The organism is Rhodovulum sulfidophilum DSM 1374, from assembly GCF_001633165.1.
Lineage (GTDB): Bacteria > Pseudomonadota > Alphaproteobacteria > Rhodobacterales > Rhodobacteraceae > Rhodovulum > Rhodovulum sulfidophilum.
In genome coordinates, this window is sequence record NZ_CP015418.1 from 1027817 (window position 1) to 1043845 (window position 16029).

The 16029-nt window shown below is 68.3% G+C and carries 15 protein-coding genes; 8 read left to right on the forward strand and 7 right to left on the reverse strand.

The genetic code is table 11. The annotated features are described in order from the left end of the window. Positions 1–46: 46 nt before the first annotated feature. Positions 47–1549 carry a DUF2125 domain-containing protein gene (locus A6W98_RS05020; protein WP_042458638.1) on the reverse strand — a complete coding sequence of 501 codons (1503 nt, stop codon included), beginning with the start codon at positions 1547–1549 and terminating at the stop codon, positions 47–49. Positions 1550–1683: 134 nt separating this feature from the next. Between A6W98_RS05020 and A6W98_RS05025 the strand changes: the two genes are divergently transcribed. Together A6W98_RS05025 and A6W98_RS05030 are read left to right on the forward strand one after the other, a co-directional pair. After that, on the forward strand, positions 1684–2448 hold the full coding sequence (locus tag A6W98_RS05025; protein ID WP_042464575.1) for an SDR family oxidoreductase: 765 nt from the start codon (positions 1684–1686) through the stop codon (positions 2446–2448). Next, on the forward strand, positions 2445–3077 hold the full coding sequence (locus A6W98_RS05030) for an enoyl-CoA hydratase/isomerase family protein (protein ID WP_042458641.1): 633 nt from the start codon (positions 2445–2447) through the stop codon (positions 3075–3077). Before A6W98_RS05025 ends, A6W98_RS05030 begins: the two co-directional genes overlap by 4 nt. Here A6W98_RS05030 and A6W98_RS05035 read toward each other — a convergent pair. Beyond that, positions 3074–3370 (reverse strand): HNH endonuclease family protein, encoded by a 297-nt coding sequence (locus A6W98_RS05035; protein WP_042458643.1) that lies wholly within the window; start codon positions 3368–3370, stop codon positions 3074–3076. The genes A6W98_RS05030 and A6W98_RS05035 overlap by 4 nt on opposite strands. Between A6W98_RS05035 and A6W98_RS05040 the strand changes: the two genes are divergently transcribed. Further along, a complete protein-coding gene (locus A6W98_RS05040) occupies positions 3369–4601 on the forward strand; it encodes a TIGR03862 family flavoprotein (RefSeq protein ID WP_042458646.1) in 1233 nt (410 codons plus the stop codon). The genes A6W98_RS05035 and A6W98_RS05040 overlap by 2 nt on opposite strands. A gap of 8 nt (positions 4602–4609) precedes the next feature. Here A6W98_RS05040 and A6W98_RS05045 read toward each other — a convergent pair whose 3' ends face one another. The 5 genes from A6W98_RS05045 to A6W98_RS05065 form a co-directional block, all read right to left on the reverse strand. Continuing rightward, entirely contained in the window at positions 4610–5197 is a 588-nt protein-coding gene (locus A6W98_RS05045; RefSeq protein ID WP_042458650.1) for a glutathione S-transferase family protein, read from the reverse strand. Positions 5198–5263: 66 nt separating this feature from the next. Continuing rightward, entirely contained in the window at positions 5264–6292 is a 1029-nt protein-coding gene (gene holA, locus A6W98_RS05050; RefSeq protein WP_042458653.1) for a DNA polymerase III subunit delta, read from the reverse strand. Continuing rightward, the gene (lptE, locus tag A6W98_RS05055; protein WP_042458656.1) at positions 6289–6792 is read right to left on the reverse strand and encodes an LPS assembly lipoprotein LptE; all 504 of its coding nucleotides are present in this window, start codon (positions 6790–6792) and stop codon (positions 6289–6291) included. Before lptE ends, holA begins: the two co-directional genes overlap by 4 nt. Then, positions 6779–9400, reverse strand: coding sequence for a leucine--tRNA ligase (gene leuS, locus A6W98_RS05060; RefSeq protein WP_042458658.1), 2622 nt, complete (start codon positions 9398–9400; stop codon positions 6779–6781). Before leuS ends, lptE begins: the two co-directional genes overlap by 14 nt. A 116-nt stretch (positions 9401–9516) precedes the next feature. Further along, positions 9517–10032, reverse strand: a complete 516-nt coding sequence (locus tag A6W98_RS05065) for a DUF3576 domain-containing protein (RefSeq protein WP_042464578.1) — start codon at positions 10030–10032, stop codon at positions 9517–9519. A 270-nt stretch (positions 10033–10302) separates the two neighbouring features. Between A6W98_RS05065 and A6W98_RS05070 the strand changes: the two genes are divergently transcribed. The 5 genes from A6W98_RS05070 (at position 10303) to A6W98_RS05090 (ending at position 15979) form a co-directional block, all read left to right on the forward strand. Beyond that, a complete protein-coding gene (locus A6W98_RS05070; RefSeq protein ID WP_042458660.1) occupies positions 10303–11388 on the forward strand; it encodes a porin in 1086 nt (361 codons plus the stop codon). Between the two features lie 170 nt (positions 11389–11558). Next, positions 11559–13751: a tetratricopeptide repeat-containing sulfotransferase family protein gene (locus A6W98_RS05075; protein ID WP_042458662.1), complete on the forward strand. Its 2193-nt coding sequence runs from the start codon at positions 11559–11561 to the stop codon at positions 13749–13751. After that, a complete protein-coding gene (locus A6W98_RS05080; protein ID WP_042458665.1) occupies positions 13741–14394 on the forward strand; it encodes a YggS family pyridoxal phosphate-dependent enzyme in 654 nt (217 codons plus the stop codon). Before A6W98_RS05075 ends, A6W98_RS05080 begins: the two co-directional genes overlap by 11 nt. 131 nt (positions 14395–14525) lie before the next feature. Continuing rightward, a complete protein-coding gene (locus tag A6W98_RS05085) occupies positions 14526–15722 on the forward strand; it encodes a GTP-binding protein (RefSeq protein ID WP_042458669.1) in 1197 nt (398 codons plus the stop codon). Continuing rightward, positions 15704–15979, forward strand: coding sequence for a DUF6525 family protein (locus A6W98_RS05090; RefSeq protein ID WP_072071653.1), 276 nt, complete (start codon positions 15704–15706; stop codon positions 15977–15979). The genes A6W98_RS05085 and A6W98_RS05090 overlap by 19 nt, the downstream gene beginning before the upstream one ends. Positions 15980–16029 lie beyond the last annotated feature (50 nt).

Sequence of the window (16029 nt, forward strand, 5' to 3'; positions counted from 1 at the left end):
ACGGCGCCCCGGCTGCATCGATTGCACCGGGGGCCGTTTCGCGGGGTCAGCGCAGGCGCTGGCCGTTGGCCCGGACCTGGCCACCGTCGGACACGGTGATTTCCGAGACCATCGTGTCGGGACCGTCGCCGGGCCGCGCGAACATGCCCATCATCATCCGCAGCCCCATGACCTGATCCTCCGGCACCAGCCCCATCGCGACCAGCTTGTCCAGCAGCGCATTGGCGCCTTCCAGCCGCAGCGACAGGCTGCCTTCGGGCAGCGGCATGCCGTCGAAGGTCACCTTGTCGGAATTGTCGAAGGTGAAGGCGCCCGAGCCGGTCAGATCGGCGCCCGCCAGCTTCAGCTGCATGTCCTTGACGTTCAGCGCGTCCAGCTCGGCCGGAATGCCGTCGCTTTCGGTGACGTCGGCATCGGTAAAGTCGGTCAGCAAGCGCGTCTTGCCCGCCAGATCGACCAGCAGCGTCGCCGGGTCGCGGGGGAGTTGTTCGGTCGGGTCGAACGTGGCCCAGACCTCGTCATTGACGGTCAGATCCTTGAGGCGGATCCCCAGCCCGAAATCGGAGGGCTCATCGGCCTTGATCAGCGGCATCTCGAAGTGGATCCCGCTTTCGGCCATCTTGGCCTCGATCTCGGGCACCGGCAGCTGCGGATCGTACAGCGCCATCCGGGTCTCGTTGCCCGACGCATCGTAACTTACGCCGGTGCCGCCGAGATCGAAGGCGATCCGCCCCGAATTGACGGAAACCTCGGCATGGGTCTTGTTGCCATCCTCGATGAGGTCGAAGGCGTAGGCCATCGCGCCATGCTCGAGCTCGCCCTGCGACATCAGCCCGGCACGCATCATCTCGGCCAGTTCGGTCGGGTCGATGCCGACCGGCATCCGGCTGTCCGACGTCGAGCTCACGTCATGCACGGTGCCGACCAGTTTCACGTCGGTGTCTTCGTTCCGGCCTTCCGCGGTCAGTTCCAGATGCACCCGGTCGATCGCCAGGTCGCTTTCGAAAACCCGGGGCTCGGCCTCGGTCTGGGCGTAATGGCCGGACATCCCGTCGATCTTCATGCTGGCCTCGACATCGGCTGGCCCGTCTCCCGACACGCGGTCGAGGGTCAGCGTGACCTCGGGGCTGTTGAAGTCCTGGACCAGCGCCTCGGGCGTCCCGCTTGCGATCATCTCGAAATCGGGCTGGTTCACGGTGAAGTCGAGCTCGGTGACCTCGCCCTTCGCATTGCGGATCTCGACGCTCATCGGATAGGTCTCGGGAACCTCGATGGCGACGCTGCCATCGCCCCGTTCGGCAAAGACGATGCTGTCGAACCCGACCTGAACCGAGCCGCCCTGCTCGTCGGTGCTGGTGATCAGGAGGTCCTTGACGGTCAGCCGGTCGCCGCTGCGGCTTTCGGTGCCGGACATGCTCTGACCCGACCCTTGCGCGAGGGCCTGCCAGGAGGACCAGACCTCGTCGGCGGTCACGTCGGCCGCGGCGGGCAGCGCAAGGCCGAACGAGGTGGCGATGGCCAGGGCGGAGGCCGATTTCAGAAGCGTCATGGCAAACCTTTCGTCTACGTATCCGGGGCATACATCGGTGCTGAGTCGGGGCAAGTCAACGGCACGTTCCACTGGCTTGTATCGACCTCGCGGGCTAGAACTTGGGGCCGCAGAGCCGTTCGAGGGAGAGCATGATGACCGGAATGACAGGCAAGAGCGTCCTTATAACAGGCGCCAGCCGCGGTATTGGTGCGGCCGCGGCATGGGCCTTCGCCGAGGCCGGAGCGCATGTGGCGCTGGCCGCGCGCAGCCAGGCGGCCATCGGCACCATTGCGCAGGAAATTGCCGATAGCGGCCCCCGCGCCATCGCGCTGCCCTGCGACGTGGCCGAATTCGCCCAGGTCGCCGACGCGGTGCGCGCGACCGTGCAGGCCTTCGGGCGGATAGACGTGCTGGTAAACAACGCCGCCGTGGTCGACCCGATCGCACGGCTCGACGCGGTCGATCCCGAGGACTGGTCGACGGCCATCGACATCAACGTCAAGGGCGTCTTCCACGGCATCCGCGCGGCGCTGCCGGTGATGGCGGCGATGGGCGGCGGCACCATCCTCAACATCGGTTCGGGCGCGGCGACCAGCCCGCAGGAGGGCTGGAGCGCCTATTGCGCCTCGAAGGCGGCGGTGGCGATGCTGACCAAATGCGCCGATCACGAGGGCCGCGGCCAGGGCGTGCGGGCGCTGGCGCTGTCGCCCGGCACGGTGGCGACCGACATGCAGAAGACCATCCGCGACAGCGGCGTGAACCCGGTCAGCCGACTCGACTGGTCCGAGCATGTCCCGCCGGCCTGGCCGGCGCAGGCCCTGCTCTGGATGTGCAGCGCCGATGCCGACGAGTTTCTCGGTCAGCAGGTGTCGCTGCGCGAACGCGCGATCCGGCGCCGGGCGGGATTGCCGACATGATCGGGCTCCGCCGCGAGGGCGGGCTTTGGACCGTGACCCTGAACCGGCCCGAGAAGGCCAATTCGCTGACCCGCGACATGCTGGTCCGGATCGAGGAAATCGCGCTCGAGGCCCAGGCCGAGGGCGTCGCCGCGTTGGTTCTGACCGGCGAGGGCAAGGTGTTCTCGGCCGGGGCCGATCTCGACGAGGCGCGGGCCGGGCTGGCGACCGACGGCGTCTGGGAGAGGGTCTCGGCGGCCATTGCCGGGCTGGATGCGCTGACGGTGGCGGCGCTGAACGGCACGCTGGCGGGCGGTGCCTTCGGCATGGCGCTGGCCTGCGATTTCCGGATCGCGGTGCCCGAGGCCAGGTTCTTCTACCCGGTGATGAAGCTGGGCTTCCTGCCGCAGCCCTCGGATCCGGGGCGGCTGGCCGCGCTGGTGGGCCCGTCGCGGGCCAAGCTGGTGCTGATGGGCGGTGCCAAGCTCGATGCCGACGAGGCGCTGGCCTTCGGGCTGGTCGACCGGCTGGTCCCGCGCGACGAGCTGATGGCGACGGCGGCCGGGCTGGCCGCCGATGCGCTGGCGGCCGCGCCGGAGCATCGCGTGGCGATCAAGGCGCTCTGCCTCGGCCGCCGGGTGGCGTTCTAGCGGCGGCGGCGCGGCCCGGGCGTCCGCGAATGGAACCCGGGCGGGCGTTTCGCCACCCAGGCCAGGAATTTCGCAAGCCCCGGATGGGCCCTCAGCGTCTCGATGCTGGCGAAATCGCGGGCCAGGTCTGTCTCGGTCAGCCGGACATGGATCGCGTCATGGCAGATCTGGTGCAGAAGCACCGTCGGCCCGCCCTTGCCGCCGCGCAGTTTCGGCGTCAGGTGGTGCAGGCTCTGCCGTGACCCGGGCGGGATCGGGCGGTCGCAGAGCGGACAGATCGGAGGCCGGGTCATGGGCAATGAGAATGAAGCGGGTGCCTTTGCACGGCAAGAGGCCGAGCGGCTGCCCGCGCTGGTCGTGGGGGCGGGACCGTCCGGGCTGATGGCGGCCGAGGCGCTGGGCGCGGCGGGGGTGCCGGTCGCGATCGCTGAGGCGATGGCCGCGCCCGCGCGCAAGTTCCTGATGGCGGGCAAGTCGGGGCTGAACCTGACCCGGGCCGAGCCGTTCGACCGTTTCCTTGCCGCCTATGCCGAGGCCGCGCCGCACTTGCGCCCGATGCTTGCGGATTTCGGCCCCGATCAGGTCTGCCGCTGGGCCGAGGGGCTTGGCCAGCCGGTCTTCACCGGCAGCACCGGCCGGGTCTTTCCGACCGCGATGAAGGCCTCGCCGCTGTTGCGCGCCTGGCTGGGGCGGCTGGCGGGGCAGGGGGCGTCCCTGCGCCGACGCTGGCGCTGGGCCGGATGGGACGGCGCGGCCTCGGTCTTCGACACGCCCGACGGCCCGCGCCGCATCGAGGCCGAGGTCACGATCCTGGCCTTCGGCGGCGCGAGCTGGGCAAGGTTGGGCTCGAACGGGGCCTGGGCGGGGCCGCTGGCCGAGGCCGGTCTGCCGCTGGCGCCGTTCCGTCCCGCCAATGTCGGGCTGAAGGTCGACTGGTCGGCGCCGATGGCGCGCCATTACGGCGCCCCGGTCAAGGGCGTTGCGCTGCGGGCGGGCTCGGGGGGCTGGCATCGCGGCGAATTCGTGATCTCGGCGCGGGGGCTCGAGGGCGGCGGCATCTATGCGCTGTCGCGGCCGCTGCGCGAGGGGGTGCCGCTTCTGGCAGACCTGCTGCCCGACCGCGACGCGGCCTGGGTCGCCGAACGTCTGGCGCGGCCGCGCGGCAAGGCCAGCCTCTCGAACCATCTGCGCAAGGCGCTGGGGCTCGATCCCGCACGGCTGGCGCTTCTGATGGAATTCGGTCGCCCGCTGCCCGGGGGCCCGGCGCTGGCGGCGCTGATCAAGGCGCTGCCCGTCGCCCATGCCGGGCCGCGTCCGCTGGACGAGGCGATCTCGACCGCGGGCGGGCTGGGCTGGAAGGCGCTCGACGCGGATCTGATGCTGGAGGCGCGGCCCGGCACCTATGTCGCGGGCGAGATGCTCGACTGGGAGGCGCCGACCGGGGGCTATCTGCTGACCGCCTGCCTTGCGACCGGGCTCTGGGCCGGCCGGCGGGCGGCGGCGCGGCTGGGGCGCCCAGTCTGATCCGGCGTTCAGGCCGCCTGGGCGCGCCGGTAGGCGGGGCGGGCGCGCATCCGCTCCAGATACGCGGCCAGCCGTGGCTGCGAGACCGGGAAATGCGCGGTTTCCGCCCAGTCGCCGCAATGGGTCAGGATGATGTCGGGCACCGTCATCTCGGCGCCCATCAGGAAGGGGCCGGTTCCCATCCGCCCGACCAGCGCCTCCTGGCTGCGGATGAACTCCCATTTCAGGCTGTCCTTGATCGCCGACTGGCGCAGCTCTTCGGGCAGCACGAAACTGTGGCGCGCGGCCATCCACAGGGCCGAGTCGAATTCGTCCAGCAGAAACTGGGTCATGCTGTCCTGCAACGCGCGTTCGATGGTGCCGGCGGGATGGCTGAACCGGTCATGGCGGTCGGCCAGAAAGGTCAGGATGGCGGTCGAATCGGGAATGGGCACACCATCGGCGATCAGCACCGGCACCTTGCCGCCGGGATTGATCGCCACCACATCCCCGGTCTGCGGCAGCGCCGGGACGTGGTCGTAGCCGAGCCCAAGCTCTTCCAGCATCCACAGAACCCGCCGTGCACGGCTGTTGCCGCTGCCGATGACCCGGTACATCGCATATCCCCCCAGATACGTGCCTCAGGGGTTCCAGCAAATGGCTGCGCGGTCAAGTGCGGGGGATCAGGTGCGGCGCGATGCCATCACCGCGAGCCGGATGAAGCTGCGTTCGACCAGGGCCATCTGCGGCGCGCGCTGCGCCGAGCGCAGCTTCAGGTCGGTGTCGAGCAGCAGCCCCAGCGCCTGTTCCAGCCGGTGCATGCCCCAGACCTGGGCCTGCCGCGCCATCCGGTCGCGGGCCTTGAAATGCACCGGCGGGCGCAGCCGGTTGATGCCCGAGGCGGCACCGTCGGGATCGGCGGCGGCGGCGTGCAACTGGCGGAAATGCCGGGTCGCGGCGATGCAGAGCGTCACCGGCGTCATTCCCTGCGCCTGCAGCCGCTGCATCAGCGGGCCGATCTCGACGGTTTTCGCCTCGGCCACCGCATGGATCAGCGCATCGGCCTCGGCTTCGGTCGAGCGGGGGGCGCAGGCCAGGATGTCCTCGGGGCTCAGCGGCGCGGGATCGTCCAGCTTGTAAAGCGCGATCTTCTCGACGGTCTGGCGGAAATCGCCGGGGTCGAGCGCGGTCGACAGGTCGAGCAGTGTGCCCATCGCGGCACGGTCGGCCTGGCCGAGCCCGGCCTGCGTCAGCATCGATTCGATCTCGGGCCGGCCGGGCGGGTCGTCGTAGATGCCGACGGCATAGGCCTCGGGATGGGCCTCGAACGCCTTTCTCAGCGCCGATTTCGGCGGCAGCTGGCGCGCGGTCAGCACGATCTGCGCGTCGCCCTTCTGCCAGTCGGCCAGCGCCCCGAGGATCTTGTCGGAAAGCGCGTCGGTCGCGTCTTCGAGAAAGACCACGCGGGGGCCGGGAAAGAAGCCGCGCGCCTTGACCGCGTCGGTCAGGGCCGTCGGGTCGGCGCGCAGGTCGGCGGCCGACAGCCGGGTCAGCCGCATCTCTTCCTCGGCATTCGGCCCCAAGAGCGCGGCGATGACCTGCTGGCGCTTGAGCGCCACCCGCATCGCGTCATTGCCGTAGATCAGAAGCCCGGGGCGGTCGGGATCGGGGCGGGCGAAATATCCCGCGGCATCGCGCGGAGAGAGCTTCATTTCGCCCAGGCGCCGGAGCCGGCAAGAAGCCGCGTCACCATCTCGTCGGCCAGAATCACCATCAGCCGGCGATAGGCGTCCCGCTCGGCGGTACGGGTCGCGACCGTGCTGCCGGTGGCGGAATAGGCGGTGAAGGAGTCGACCTCGCCCGACTGCACCACGCTGCCGCTGTCGATGTCGCGCAGCTGGAAGGCGGCGCGCCCGGTGATGTTGTAGCGCGTGGTGTCCTGCTCGGCGGTGACGCCGAGCCCTTCGCTCTCGGTCGCGACCCGGTAGGACAGCCGCCAGCGCGGCGCCGAGGCGCGGCCGAGCCGGGTTTCGAGCTGCTCGACCAGGGTGAAGTCGTCGATGCTGTCGGGGGCGTCGACCGCGATCCGGCCGCGCAGCCCCTCGGCCGTGCCGCCGGGTCCGTAGGCCGGGCGGAAGCCGCAGCCCGCCAGCGACAGCCCGGCTGCGCTCAGCCCCGAAACGAGGAAGGTACGGCGGTCAGATGACGACATTGACGATGCGGCCCGGTACGACGATCAGCTTCTTCGGGGCGCCGCCCTCCAGCGCCTTGACCACAGCATCGTCGGCCAGAACCAGCTTTTCAACCTCTTCCTTGGGCAGGTCCTTGGCGACCCGGAGCTCGGACCGGCGCTTGCCGTTGATCTGGATCGGCAGCGTCACGCTGTCCTCGACCAGCATCGCCGGATCGGCCTCGGGCCAGGGGATGTCGGCCACCAGCCCGTCGCCGCCCAGCATCTCCCAGATCTCCTCGGCGAGGTGGGGCGTCATCGGCGCCATCAGCTGCGCCATCGCCATCGCGGCGTCTCGCCGCGCGGCAAGGCTGGCACTGGATTTCGCGAGGGTATTGGTGAATGCGTAAAGTTTTGCCACCGAGCTATTGAAGCCGAAGCTCTCGATACCCATTGTCACATCGTGGATGGTTTTATGCAGGGCGCGGCGGAGGGCCAGGTCGTCTCCCCCCCTTTCGGCCGCGCCCGGACCGTTCGCTGACCGCGCCGCTTCGGCCGGAGCCTCTTCCTCGTAAGCCGCGATCCCGCCGCCATTCATCTCTTCGGCAATGGCTTCGGCAATGCGCCAGACCCGGCCCAGATGCCGGAACGCCGCCTCGGCGCCCGCCGCCGTCCATTCGACATCGCGTTCGGGCGGGCTGTCGGACAGCACGAACCAGCGCGCGGTATCGGCACCGAAGGCCTGGATGATGTTGACCGGGTCGACCACGTTCTTTTTCGATTTCGACATCTTGGCCGAAGGCACGATCTCGACCGCCTCGCCGGTGGCCTTCAGCGTGCCGTTCTCGACCTCTTCGGGCAGGTGATAGACCGGCCGGCCCCTGGCATCGCGGGTCATGTAGATCTCATGCGTGACCATGCCCTGGGTGAACAGCGCGTCGAAGGGCTCGATCGCCTTTTCGGGCAGATGGCCGGTGATCTGCATCGCCCGGGCGAAGAAGCGCGAATAGAGCAGGTGCAGGATCGCATGCTCGATCCCGCCGATATACTGGTCGACATTCATCCAGTATTCGGCATCGGCCATCTGGGTCGGCGTCGCCGCATGCGGCGCGGTGAAGCGCGCGTAATACCAGGACGAATCGACGAAGGTGTCCATCGTGTCGGTTTCGCGCTTGGCCGGCTTGCCGCAGCTGGGGCAGGCACAGTCGCGCCAGGTCGGGTGGCGGTCCAGCGGGTTGCCGGGCTGGTCGAAGGTCACGTCATCGGGCAGGCGGACCGGCAGGTTTTCCTTCTTCTCGGGCACCACGCCGCAATCGGGACAATGCACCACCGGGATCGGGCAGCCCCAGTAGCGTTGCCGCGACAGCCCCCAGTCGCGCAGGCGGAACTTGGTCACGCCCTGGCCCACGCCCTTCGCCTCGCAATGCGCGATGGCGGCGTCAACGGCCTCGTCGCCGGTGGCGGTCTCGTCCCAGCCATAGGCCTTCAGCCAGCGCACCTTCTCGGATTTCGGCGGGGTGAAGGCCTCGGTCCCGACCGGGGCGCCGCCATCCAGAGCCTCGAAGGTGTCGATCACCGGAAGCCCGTATTTCCGCGCGAAATCGAGGTCGCGCTGGTCATGGGCCGGGCAGCCGAAGATCGCGCCGGTGCCGTAATCCATCAGGATGAAATTGGCGATGTAGACCGGCAGTTCCCATGTTTCGTCAAAGGGATGGCGCACCGTCAGCCCAGTGGCAAAGCCCTTCTTCTCGGCCTTTTCAAGGTCTTCCTCGCTGGTGCCGGTGCGGCGGCACTCAGCGCAGAAGGCGGCCATCTCGGGGTTGTCCGCCTCAAGCGCCTTCGCCAGCGGATGGTCGGGCGAGATGCCCAGAAAGCTTGCCCCCAACAGCGTGTCGGGCCGGGTGGTGTAGACCTCGAGCCGGTCGAATCCCTCGGGCGCGTCCACCAGATCGAAGGCCATCTGCAGCCCGCGGCTCTTGCCGATCCAGTTGCGCTGCATCAGCTTGACCTTCTCGGGCCAGTTGTCGAGCCCGTCCAGCGCCTCGAGCAGCTCCTCGGCGAAATCCGAGATCTTGAAGAACCACTGGGTCAGCTCGCGCCGCTCGACCGCTGCGCCCGAGCGCCAGCCCTTGCCCTCGATCACCTGCTCATTGGCCAGCACGGTCATGTCGACCGGGTCCCAGTTCACGGTGGCATTCTTGCGATAGACTAGTCCCGCGCCCAGCATGTCGATGAACATCGCCTGCTGCTGGCCATAATATTCGGGGTCGCAGGTGGCGAATTCGCGCGACCAGTCGATCGACAGGCCCAGCGGCTTCATCTGCGCGCGCATGTCGGCGATGTTGCCGTAGGTCCAGTCCTTCGGATGGCCGCCGCGTTCCATCGCCGCGTTCTCGGCGGGCATCCCGAAGGCGTCCCAGCCCATCGGATGCAGCACGCTGAAGCCGCAGGACATCTTGTAGCGCGCCACCACGTCGCCCATGGTGTAGTTGCGCACATGGCCCATATGGATGCGCCCCGACGGGTAGGGGAACATCTCGAGCACGTAATATTTCGGCCGGGCCGCGTCGCGGGTGGCGGTGAAGGTGCCGCCCTCCTCCCATGCGGATTGCCATTTCGGCTCGATCTCTGCCGGGGTGTAGCGCGCCATGTCTTGCGGTCCTTCGTTCGGGGCGGTCGTTTCGGGGCACGGCGATGTCAATAGTCGCCCGGGCGCAGGGCGTCCAGTGTCGCCTGCGCCGCGCCGTCACGCCGGGGATGATAGGGTCAGAGCCTGCTGTCGCGGACCCGGATCTGGCGGGCGCGGGTCAGGATCGCATCCTCGACGGCGCGCACCGTCTCCTGGCTGACCGGGCCGCCCTTCGATTGCAGCGACACCTTGAGCGAGCGCGCGTCAAGCGCGGGGTCCTGTACATAGACGGTGGCGCGATAGGCGCGGCCGCCGCCCGGAGGTGTGCCGTAATCGGTGACGATGACGCCGGTGAACGGATCGACCGAGCGGACCGGCAGGAAGTTCAGCACTTCCAGCGAGGCCTGCCAGAGATACTTGTTGACCTCGACCTTCACATTGGGGTCGTCGCCGTTGAACAGGTCCCAGACGGTCGAGGTCGACCGGCGTTCCCGCTGCATCTCGGCCATCGGCGTGTTCTGGTACTGCGCGTCCAGATTGGCCTGCCGCGCGTCCGGGTCCGAGCCGCCGCCGAACCAGCCGCCGCCGCAGCCCGAAAGACCGGCCGTTGTCACGGCGATCAGCGCCACGCGCGAAAAGCTCGAAATGGTCATGCGCATTATCCCCTTCGGTCCTTTCCGGGTCTTTACCGGAGGCATGGAAAGCCGACAAGGTTTTTCCCTTTGCCCGCGCTCCTTTGAGACTCGCGCGCGAGCCTCCGGCCCCGGCAGCCGCGCTGTGTGGCATCGCTGCATCAATCGGGCGGAGCCTTCGCGGGGCCGGGTCGTGTTTCTTGCAATTCGGGGGGCGAGGAGCGACACCACCATCATACTCAGTTCGGGGCTCCGGTCTGAGGTGCATCTAGAAACGAATGAGGGAAAACCATGAAAAAGGTTCTCTTCGCGACCACTGCGCTGGTTGCCTCGGCCGGCTTCGCTGCGGCTGACATCACCTTCTCGGGCAACGCTGAAATGGGTATCGTCGGCGGCGGCAAAGACGTCCCCGGCGTCAGCTCCTACAAAGGCAACGGCGACGACTCGACCACCGAGTTCAACAACGACTTCACCCTGACCGTCGTCGGTTCGGGCCAGACCGACAGCGGCCTGTCCTTCGGCATCTCGGTCGACTTCTCGACCGACGCCGAGCCGGATGCCAACGGCAACGTCTCGCTCGACAACGAAGCGGTCTTCATCTCGGGCGATTTCGGCACCCTGACCCTGGGTGAAATCGACGGCGCCGTCGACAAGCAGCTGACCGAAGTCAACAACGCCATCGGCCAGTACTCGATCGGCGATGACGAAACCGTCCATGCCGGTTTCCAGGGCTCTTATGGTGACGGCGCCTATGACAACCAGATCCTGCGCTATGACTATGCCTTCGGCGATTTCGGCTTCTCGGCGTCGATGGAGCTGAACGACGACAAGGCGGTTAACCCAACAACCGGTGCTCGCATCGAGAACAACGCCGACAACGGTTACGCCCTGGCCATCAGCTACAAAACCGAAATGGGCGGTGCCAACCTCGGCTTCGGCCTCGGCTACCAATACCTGGAAGCCGGCGTTGGTGGTTGGGCTCCGGGCAACATCAAAACATACGGCGTCGCCTGGGAACAGGGCACCGAAGTCGACATCATCGCCGCGACCGTGTCGGCCGACTTCAACAACGGCTTCACCGCTGGCTTCGAATACTCGAACTACGATCCCGATGTCCCGTCGGGTCGGTACGACAACGACATCGATCACTACGCGCTCGGCCTGGGCTACAGCGTCAACGCCCTGTCGCTGGGCGCCAGCTACGGCAAGTTCGACACCGACGGTGCCGATGCCGACGGTTGGGCTCTGACCGCGGCCTATGATCTGGGCGGTGGTGCCTCGGTCGTCGCCGGTTACAGCGACTCGGACATCAATGGCGCGGGTGTCGACAACAACGACTACGAAACCTACTCGCTGGGTGTCGTGATGAACTTCTAAGTCCTTCCGGACTTGGAATTGGGAAGGGCGGGCCTTTGGGTCCGCTCTTTTCATTTTGGGGGCGTCGCGCTTCCCGCCCTCCCGCCCCCGGCGCGAAATCGACAAGGCCGTGGCGGCATGCTACGCCCGATCCGATACCGACCCGACACCGACCCGGAAGGAGCAAGACCATGCTGCCGCTCAGCCAGACCGAGACGAGGCGTCGGCTCGACGCGGCGCAGCGCCTGCAGCGCGCGGGCCGGATCGAGGCCGCCGAGGCCGCCTATCGCAGCCTGCTCGACGGCCAGCCCGGCCTTGCCGCGGCGGCGTTCCAGCTGGGCCGGATCGCGCTGGGTCGGGGCTCCGTCGAGGAGGCCGCCGCCCGGTTCGAAGCGGCGCGCAAGGCCCGGCCTCAAGAGGCCCCGATCTGGCAGATGGAGGCCGAGGCGCTGGCCCGGCTGGGCGATGGGCCTCGAAATACCCGCTTTCTGAAGGCAGCGCGCAAGGCGGGGCTGCCCCCGGCCCTGCTCTCGGCGATCGAGGCGCGGCTTGCTCCCGAAAAGGCCCCGGCAAAGGGCGCGCGCCGCGCGCCGCTCGGCTCTGCACCGCCGAAGGCGGCAGAGGCGGTGGTGGCCGAGCTTCGGGCCGGGCGCGCCGAGGCGGCCGAGGCGAAGGCGCTGGCCCTGACCCGGGCGCATCCTGATTCGGCGCTGGCCTTCAACCTTCTGGCCACGGCCCGGACCGAGCGCGGCCGGACCGCCGAGGCGCGTGCGAGCTTCGAGGCAGGGCTGGCGCTCGCCCCGGATTATGCCGAGTTGCGCGTCGGGCTCGGGCGGCTTCTGGTCGAGACCGGCGAGACCGGCGAGACCGCGGCGGGGGTGCGGCATCTGGAGGCGGCGCTGGCGCGCCTGCCCGCGCATCCGCCCGGGCAGCTGGCGCTGGGCAAGGGGCTGGCGCAGCTTGGCCGGAAGGATGAGGCCGAGGCGGCGCTGCGCCGGGCGGTGGCGGCGGACGGGCGCTATCTCGAGGCGTATCTGGCGCTGGCGCATCACCTGATGGAGACCGGAAATCCGGCGGCGGCGGAGGAGGTCCTGGAGAGCGCGCTGGCGGCCGGGCATGACCGCGCCATCATCCGCGTCCGTCTGGCCGAGGCGCAGGCGAAGCAGGGCAGGACAGAGACCGCGCGGGCAGGCTTTGACGCGGCCATCGCCGCCGATCCGGGCTTCGCCCTGGCCTACAGCCTGCGCGGCATGCTGCTTCAGACCCTGGGCGAGTTTGCCGCGGCCGAGGCCGATTTCCGTCAGGCCATCGCGCTGGAGCCCCGGAATGGCGAGCATTACCGGACCATGCTGGCAACCTACAAGGTGACCCCGGACGATCCGCTGCTGGCCGAGATGGAGGCGCTGTTCGACGACCCGACCCTGGGCGACGAAAGCCGGATGCATCTGGGCTTTGCGCTGTCGCGTGCGATGGAGCAGATCAAGGCGCATGATCGGGTCTTCACCTATCTGCGTCCGGCCAATGACCTGATGCGCGCGCGTCATCCCTATGACATCTCCGAGCGCCGGGCCGAGATCGACGCGGTGATGGCGGCCTTCGAGGGCACCGATTTTTCCGTACGAAAAATCGAGGGCGCCCCGGATTACGCGCCGATCTTCGTCACCGGCATGCCGCGCTCGGGCACCACGCTGGTCGAACAGATCGTGGCCAGCCATTCCCGCGTCACCGGCGGCGGCGAGATCGGCTATGTCGCGGGCGAGGGGCTGGCGCTGTTGCATGAGACCGGGGGCGGGCTGCGGTCGCTCGAGCGGGTCGGCGATGCCGAGATCGCGGCGCTGGGCGGCCGTATCGAGGCCATGTTCCGCGAACGGTTTCCGGGCTCGGACCTGGTCAGCGACAAGTCGATCCAGACCTACATGATGGCCGGGCTGGTGCGGCTGGCGCTGCCGCAGGCGAAGATCGTGGTGGTGCATCGGGATCCGCGCGACATCTGTCTTTCGATCTACAAGAACATGTTCGCCGAAGGCACCCATCGCTATTCGACCGATCTGCGCGATCTGGGGCTTTACTACCGGATGTTCCTCGAGATGATCGCGTTCTGGCGCGATAAGCTGCCCGGGGGCTTCCACGAGATCCGCTATGAGGATCTGATTGCCGATCCGGAGGCCGAGGCCCGGGCGCTGGTTGCGGCCTGCGGTCTCGACTGGCAGGACAACTGTCTGAATTTTCACAAGACCGAGCGCCGGGTGGCGACGCTCAGCCTGGCGCAGGTGCGCCAGCCGATCTATGCCAGCTCGATGCGGGCCTGGCAGCGGCATGCCGATGAGCTGGCAGAGTTGACCGAGGCGTTGGGTGATGCGATCGGAGGCGAGAATGGGGCTTGAGGATATTCGCGCGCGGCTGGCGAAGGCAGAGCAGGAGGCCGGGCGCGCGCCCGGCTCGGTGACCTTGGTCGCGGTGTCGAAAGTGCAGCCGCTGGCGCGGGTCGAGGCGGTGCTGGAACAGGGGCAGCGCATTTTCGGCGAGAACAAGGTGCAGGAGGCGGCGGGCAAGTGGCCCGGCTTCCGCGACCGCTTCGACGGGGTCGAGTTGCATCTGATCGGGCCGCTGCAAAGCAACAAGTCGCGCCAGGCGGTGGAGCTCTTCGATGCGATTCATTCGCTCGACCGGCCGAAGCTGGCGCGACGGCTCGCCGATCATGCCCAGGAAGGCGGGGCCTGCCCGGACCTCTTCATTCAGGTGAATACCGGCGAGGAGCCGCAGAAGGCCGGCGTGCTGCCTGCGGAGACGGATGCCTTCGTCGCCGAATGCCGCGGGATGGATTTGCCTATCCGGGGGCTGATGTGCATTCCGCCGGTCGGAGAGACGCCCTCCCTGCATTTTGCGCTGTTGGCCAAGATCGCGGCGCGGAACGGCCTGGCCGGGCTTTCGATGGGGATGAGCGACGATTTCGAGCAGGCGGTTGCGCTGGGCGCGACCCATGTTCGGGTCGGCAGCGCGATTTTCGGCACGCGTAGCAACGGCTGAAGCCCGGCTTCGATTTTTCCGCGAAAAATCGCCTCGCAGCACGGTTCGTGACGCAGGGGCCGGTCGGGCTCTTGCCTTGCTGTGGATGTTATCTTAAAAATGACGTTATAAGATAACATAACAGGTGCGCCATGTCCGACCGACTTCCCGTCACCGTTCTTTCCGGCTTTCTCGGGGCCGGAAAGACGACCGTTCTCAACCATGTCCTGGGCAACCGCGAGGGCCGTCGGGTGGCGGTGATCGTGAATGACATGTCCGAGGTGAATATCGACGCCGATCTGGTTCGGGCCGGCAGCACGCTTGAGCGTGGCGAAGAGCGTCTGGTCGAAATGACCAATGGCTGCATCTGCTGCACGCTGCGCGACGATCTTCTGGTCGAGGTGCGGCGGCTCGCGGAAGAGGGCCGGTTCGACAGCCTGCTGATCGAAAGTACCGGCGTGTCCGAGCCGTTGCCGGTCGCGGCGACCTTCGAGTTTCGCGACGAAGAGGGCCGGTCGCTGTCGGATATCGCCCGCCTCGATACCATGGTCACCGTGGTCGATGCCGCCAACCTGCTGCGCGACTTCTCATCCCGGGATTTCCTGGCCGATCGCGGCGAGGAACTCGGCCCCGAAGATGAGCGCAGCCTGGTCGATCTGCTGACCGACCAGATCGAATTCGCCGATGTGATCGTCCTGAACAAGGTGTCCGAGGCCACCCCGGCCGATCTTGCCGCCGCCCGCAAGATCTTGCGCGCGCTGAATGCCGATGCCCGTATCGTCGAGACCGATTACGGTCGCGTCGACGCCTCCGGGATTCTCGATACCGGGCTTTTCAGCTTCGAGGCCGCGCATCGCCACCCGACCTGGGTGAAGGAGCTTTACGGCTTTGCCGACCATGTGCCGGAAGATGCCGAATACGGCATCACCAGCTTCGTCTACCGTGCCGACCGGCCGTTCGATCCGACCCGGCTGGCCAGTTTCTTCGAGACCCCGCTGCCCGGCGTGATCCGCGCCAAGGGGCATTTCTGGATCGCGACCCGGCCGCATTGGGCGGGCGAGTTCTCGATGGCGGGCTCCATGGTCGAGGTGCGCGGGCTGGGGCTCTGGTGGGCCGCCGTGCCCGAGGCACATTGGCCGCCCGAGGCGCGCGAGCGGATGGCCGAGCGCGTGGCCGGGGAATTCGGCGACCGCCGCCAGGAGATGGTCTTCATCGGCACGCTGGGCAGCATGAACCGTGACCGGATCTCGGCCATGCTCGACCGTTGCCTGGTGCCCGAGACCCGGTTCTGCCCCGAGCTCTGGTCGGGCCTGCCCGATCCGTTTCCGCAATGGGGCGAAGCGGCGTGACCGGCAACGCATCGAGCAGGCTGCGGCGACGGCGCCGGAGCTGTCCGATGGCCGCGCATGACCGGCTGCCCGCCCCGGCCCGGGCCTGGGTGGCGCGGGCGGTGTTGCCCTGGAGCGCGACCTCGGTCGCCCGGATCTGGACCCGGGCGATGGCCGAGACCGGCTCGGAGGCCGCGGCGCTGGACCGGCTCGCCGCGGCCGAACGCGCGACGCTTGCGCGCGAGGCGGCCCTGGCCTGCCGGGGCGGGACGGGCTGAGGCGCTCGGGTATCGAGCTTTTGTGAACATCGCCCGCTTGCGGTGGCCGC

Bases quoted from the DNA above. Each gene is read 5' to 3' on its own strand.
- A6W98_RS05080 (WP_042458665.1), top strand. From the start codon at position 13,741: ATGGGGCTTGAGGATATTCGCGCGCGGCTGGCGAAGGCAGAGCAGGAG.
- A6W98_RS05025 (WP_042464575.1), top strand. From the start codon at position 1,684: ATGACCGGAATGACAGGCAAGAGCGTCCTTATAACAGGCGCCAGCCGC.
- lptE (WP_042458656.1), bottom strand. From the start codon at position 6,792: ATGTCGTCATCTGACCGCCGTACCTTCCTCGTTTCGGGGCTGAGCGCA.
- A6W98_RS05065 (WP_042464578.1), bottom strand. From the start codon at position 10,032: ATGACCATTTCGAGCTTTTCGCGCGTGGCGCTGATCGCCGTGACAACG.
- holA (WP_042458653.1), bottom strand. From the start codon at position 6,292: ATGAAGCTCTCTCCGCGCGATGCCGCGGGATATTTCGCCCGCCCCGAT.
- A6W98_RS05030 (WP_042458641.1), top strand. From the start codon at position 2,445: ATGATCGGGCTCCGCCGCGAGGGCGGGCTTTGGACCGTGACCCTGAAC.
- A6W98_RS05075 (WP_042458662.1), top strand. From the start codon at position 11,559: ATGCTGCCGCTCAGCCAGACCGAGACGAGGCGTCGGCTCGACGCGGCG.
- A6W98_RS05090 (WP_072071653.1), top strand. From the start codon at position 15,704: ATGGGGCGAAGCGGCGTGACCGGCAACGCATCGAGCAGGCTGCGGCGA.
- A6W98_RS05070 (WP_042458660.1), top strand. From the start codon at position 10,303: ATGAAAAAGGTTCTCTTCGCGACCACTGCGCTGGTTGCCTCGGCCGGC.
- A6W98_RS05035 (WP_042458643.1), bottom strand. From the start codon at position 3,370: ATGACCCGGCCTCCGATCTGTCCGCTCTGCGACCGCCCGATCCCGCCC.
- A6W98_RS05040 (WP_042458646.1), top strand. From the start codon at position 3,369: ATGGGCAATGAGAATGAAGCGGGTGCCTTTGCACGGCAAGAGGCCGAG.
- A6W98_RS05085 (WP_042458669.1), top strand. From the start codon at position 14,526: ATGTCCGACCGACTTCCCGTCACCGTTCTTTCCGGCTTTCTCGGGGCC.
- leuS (WP_042458658.1), bottom strand. From the start codon at position 9,400: ATGGCGCGCTACACCCCGGCAGAGATCGAGCCGAAATGGCAATCCGCA.
- A6W98_RS05045 (WP_042458650.1), bottom strand. From the start codon at position 5,197: ATGTACCGGGTCATCGGCAGCGGCAACAGCCGTGCACGGCGGGTTCTG.
- A6W98_RS05020 (WP_042458638.1), bottom strand. From the start codon at position 1,549: ATGACGCTTCTGAAATCGGCCTCCGCCCTGGCCATCGCCACCTCGTTC.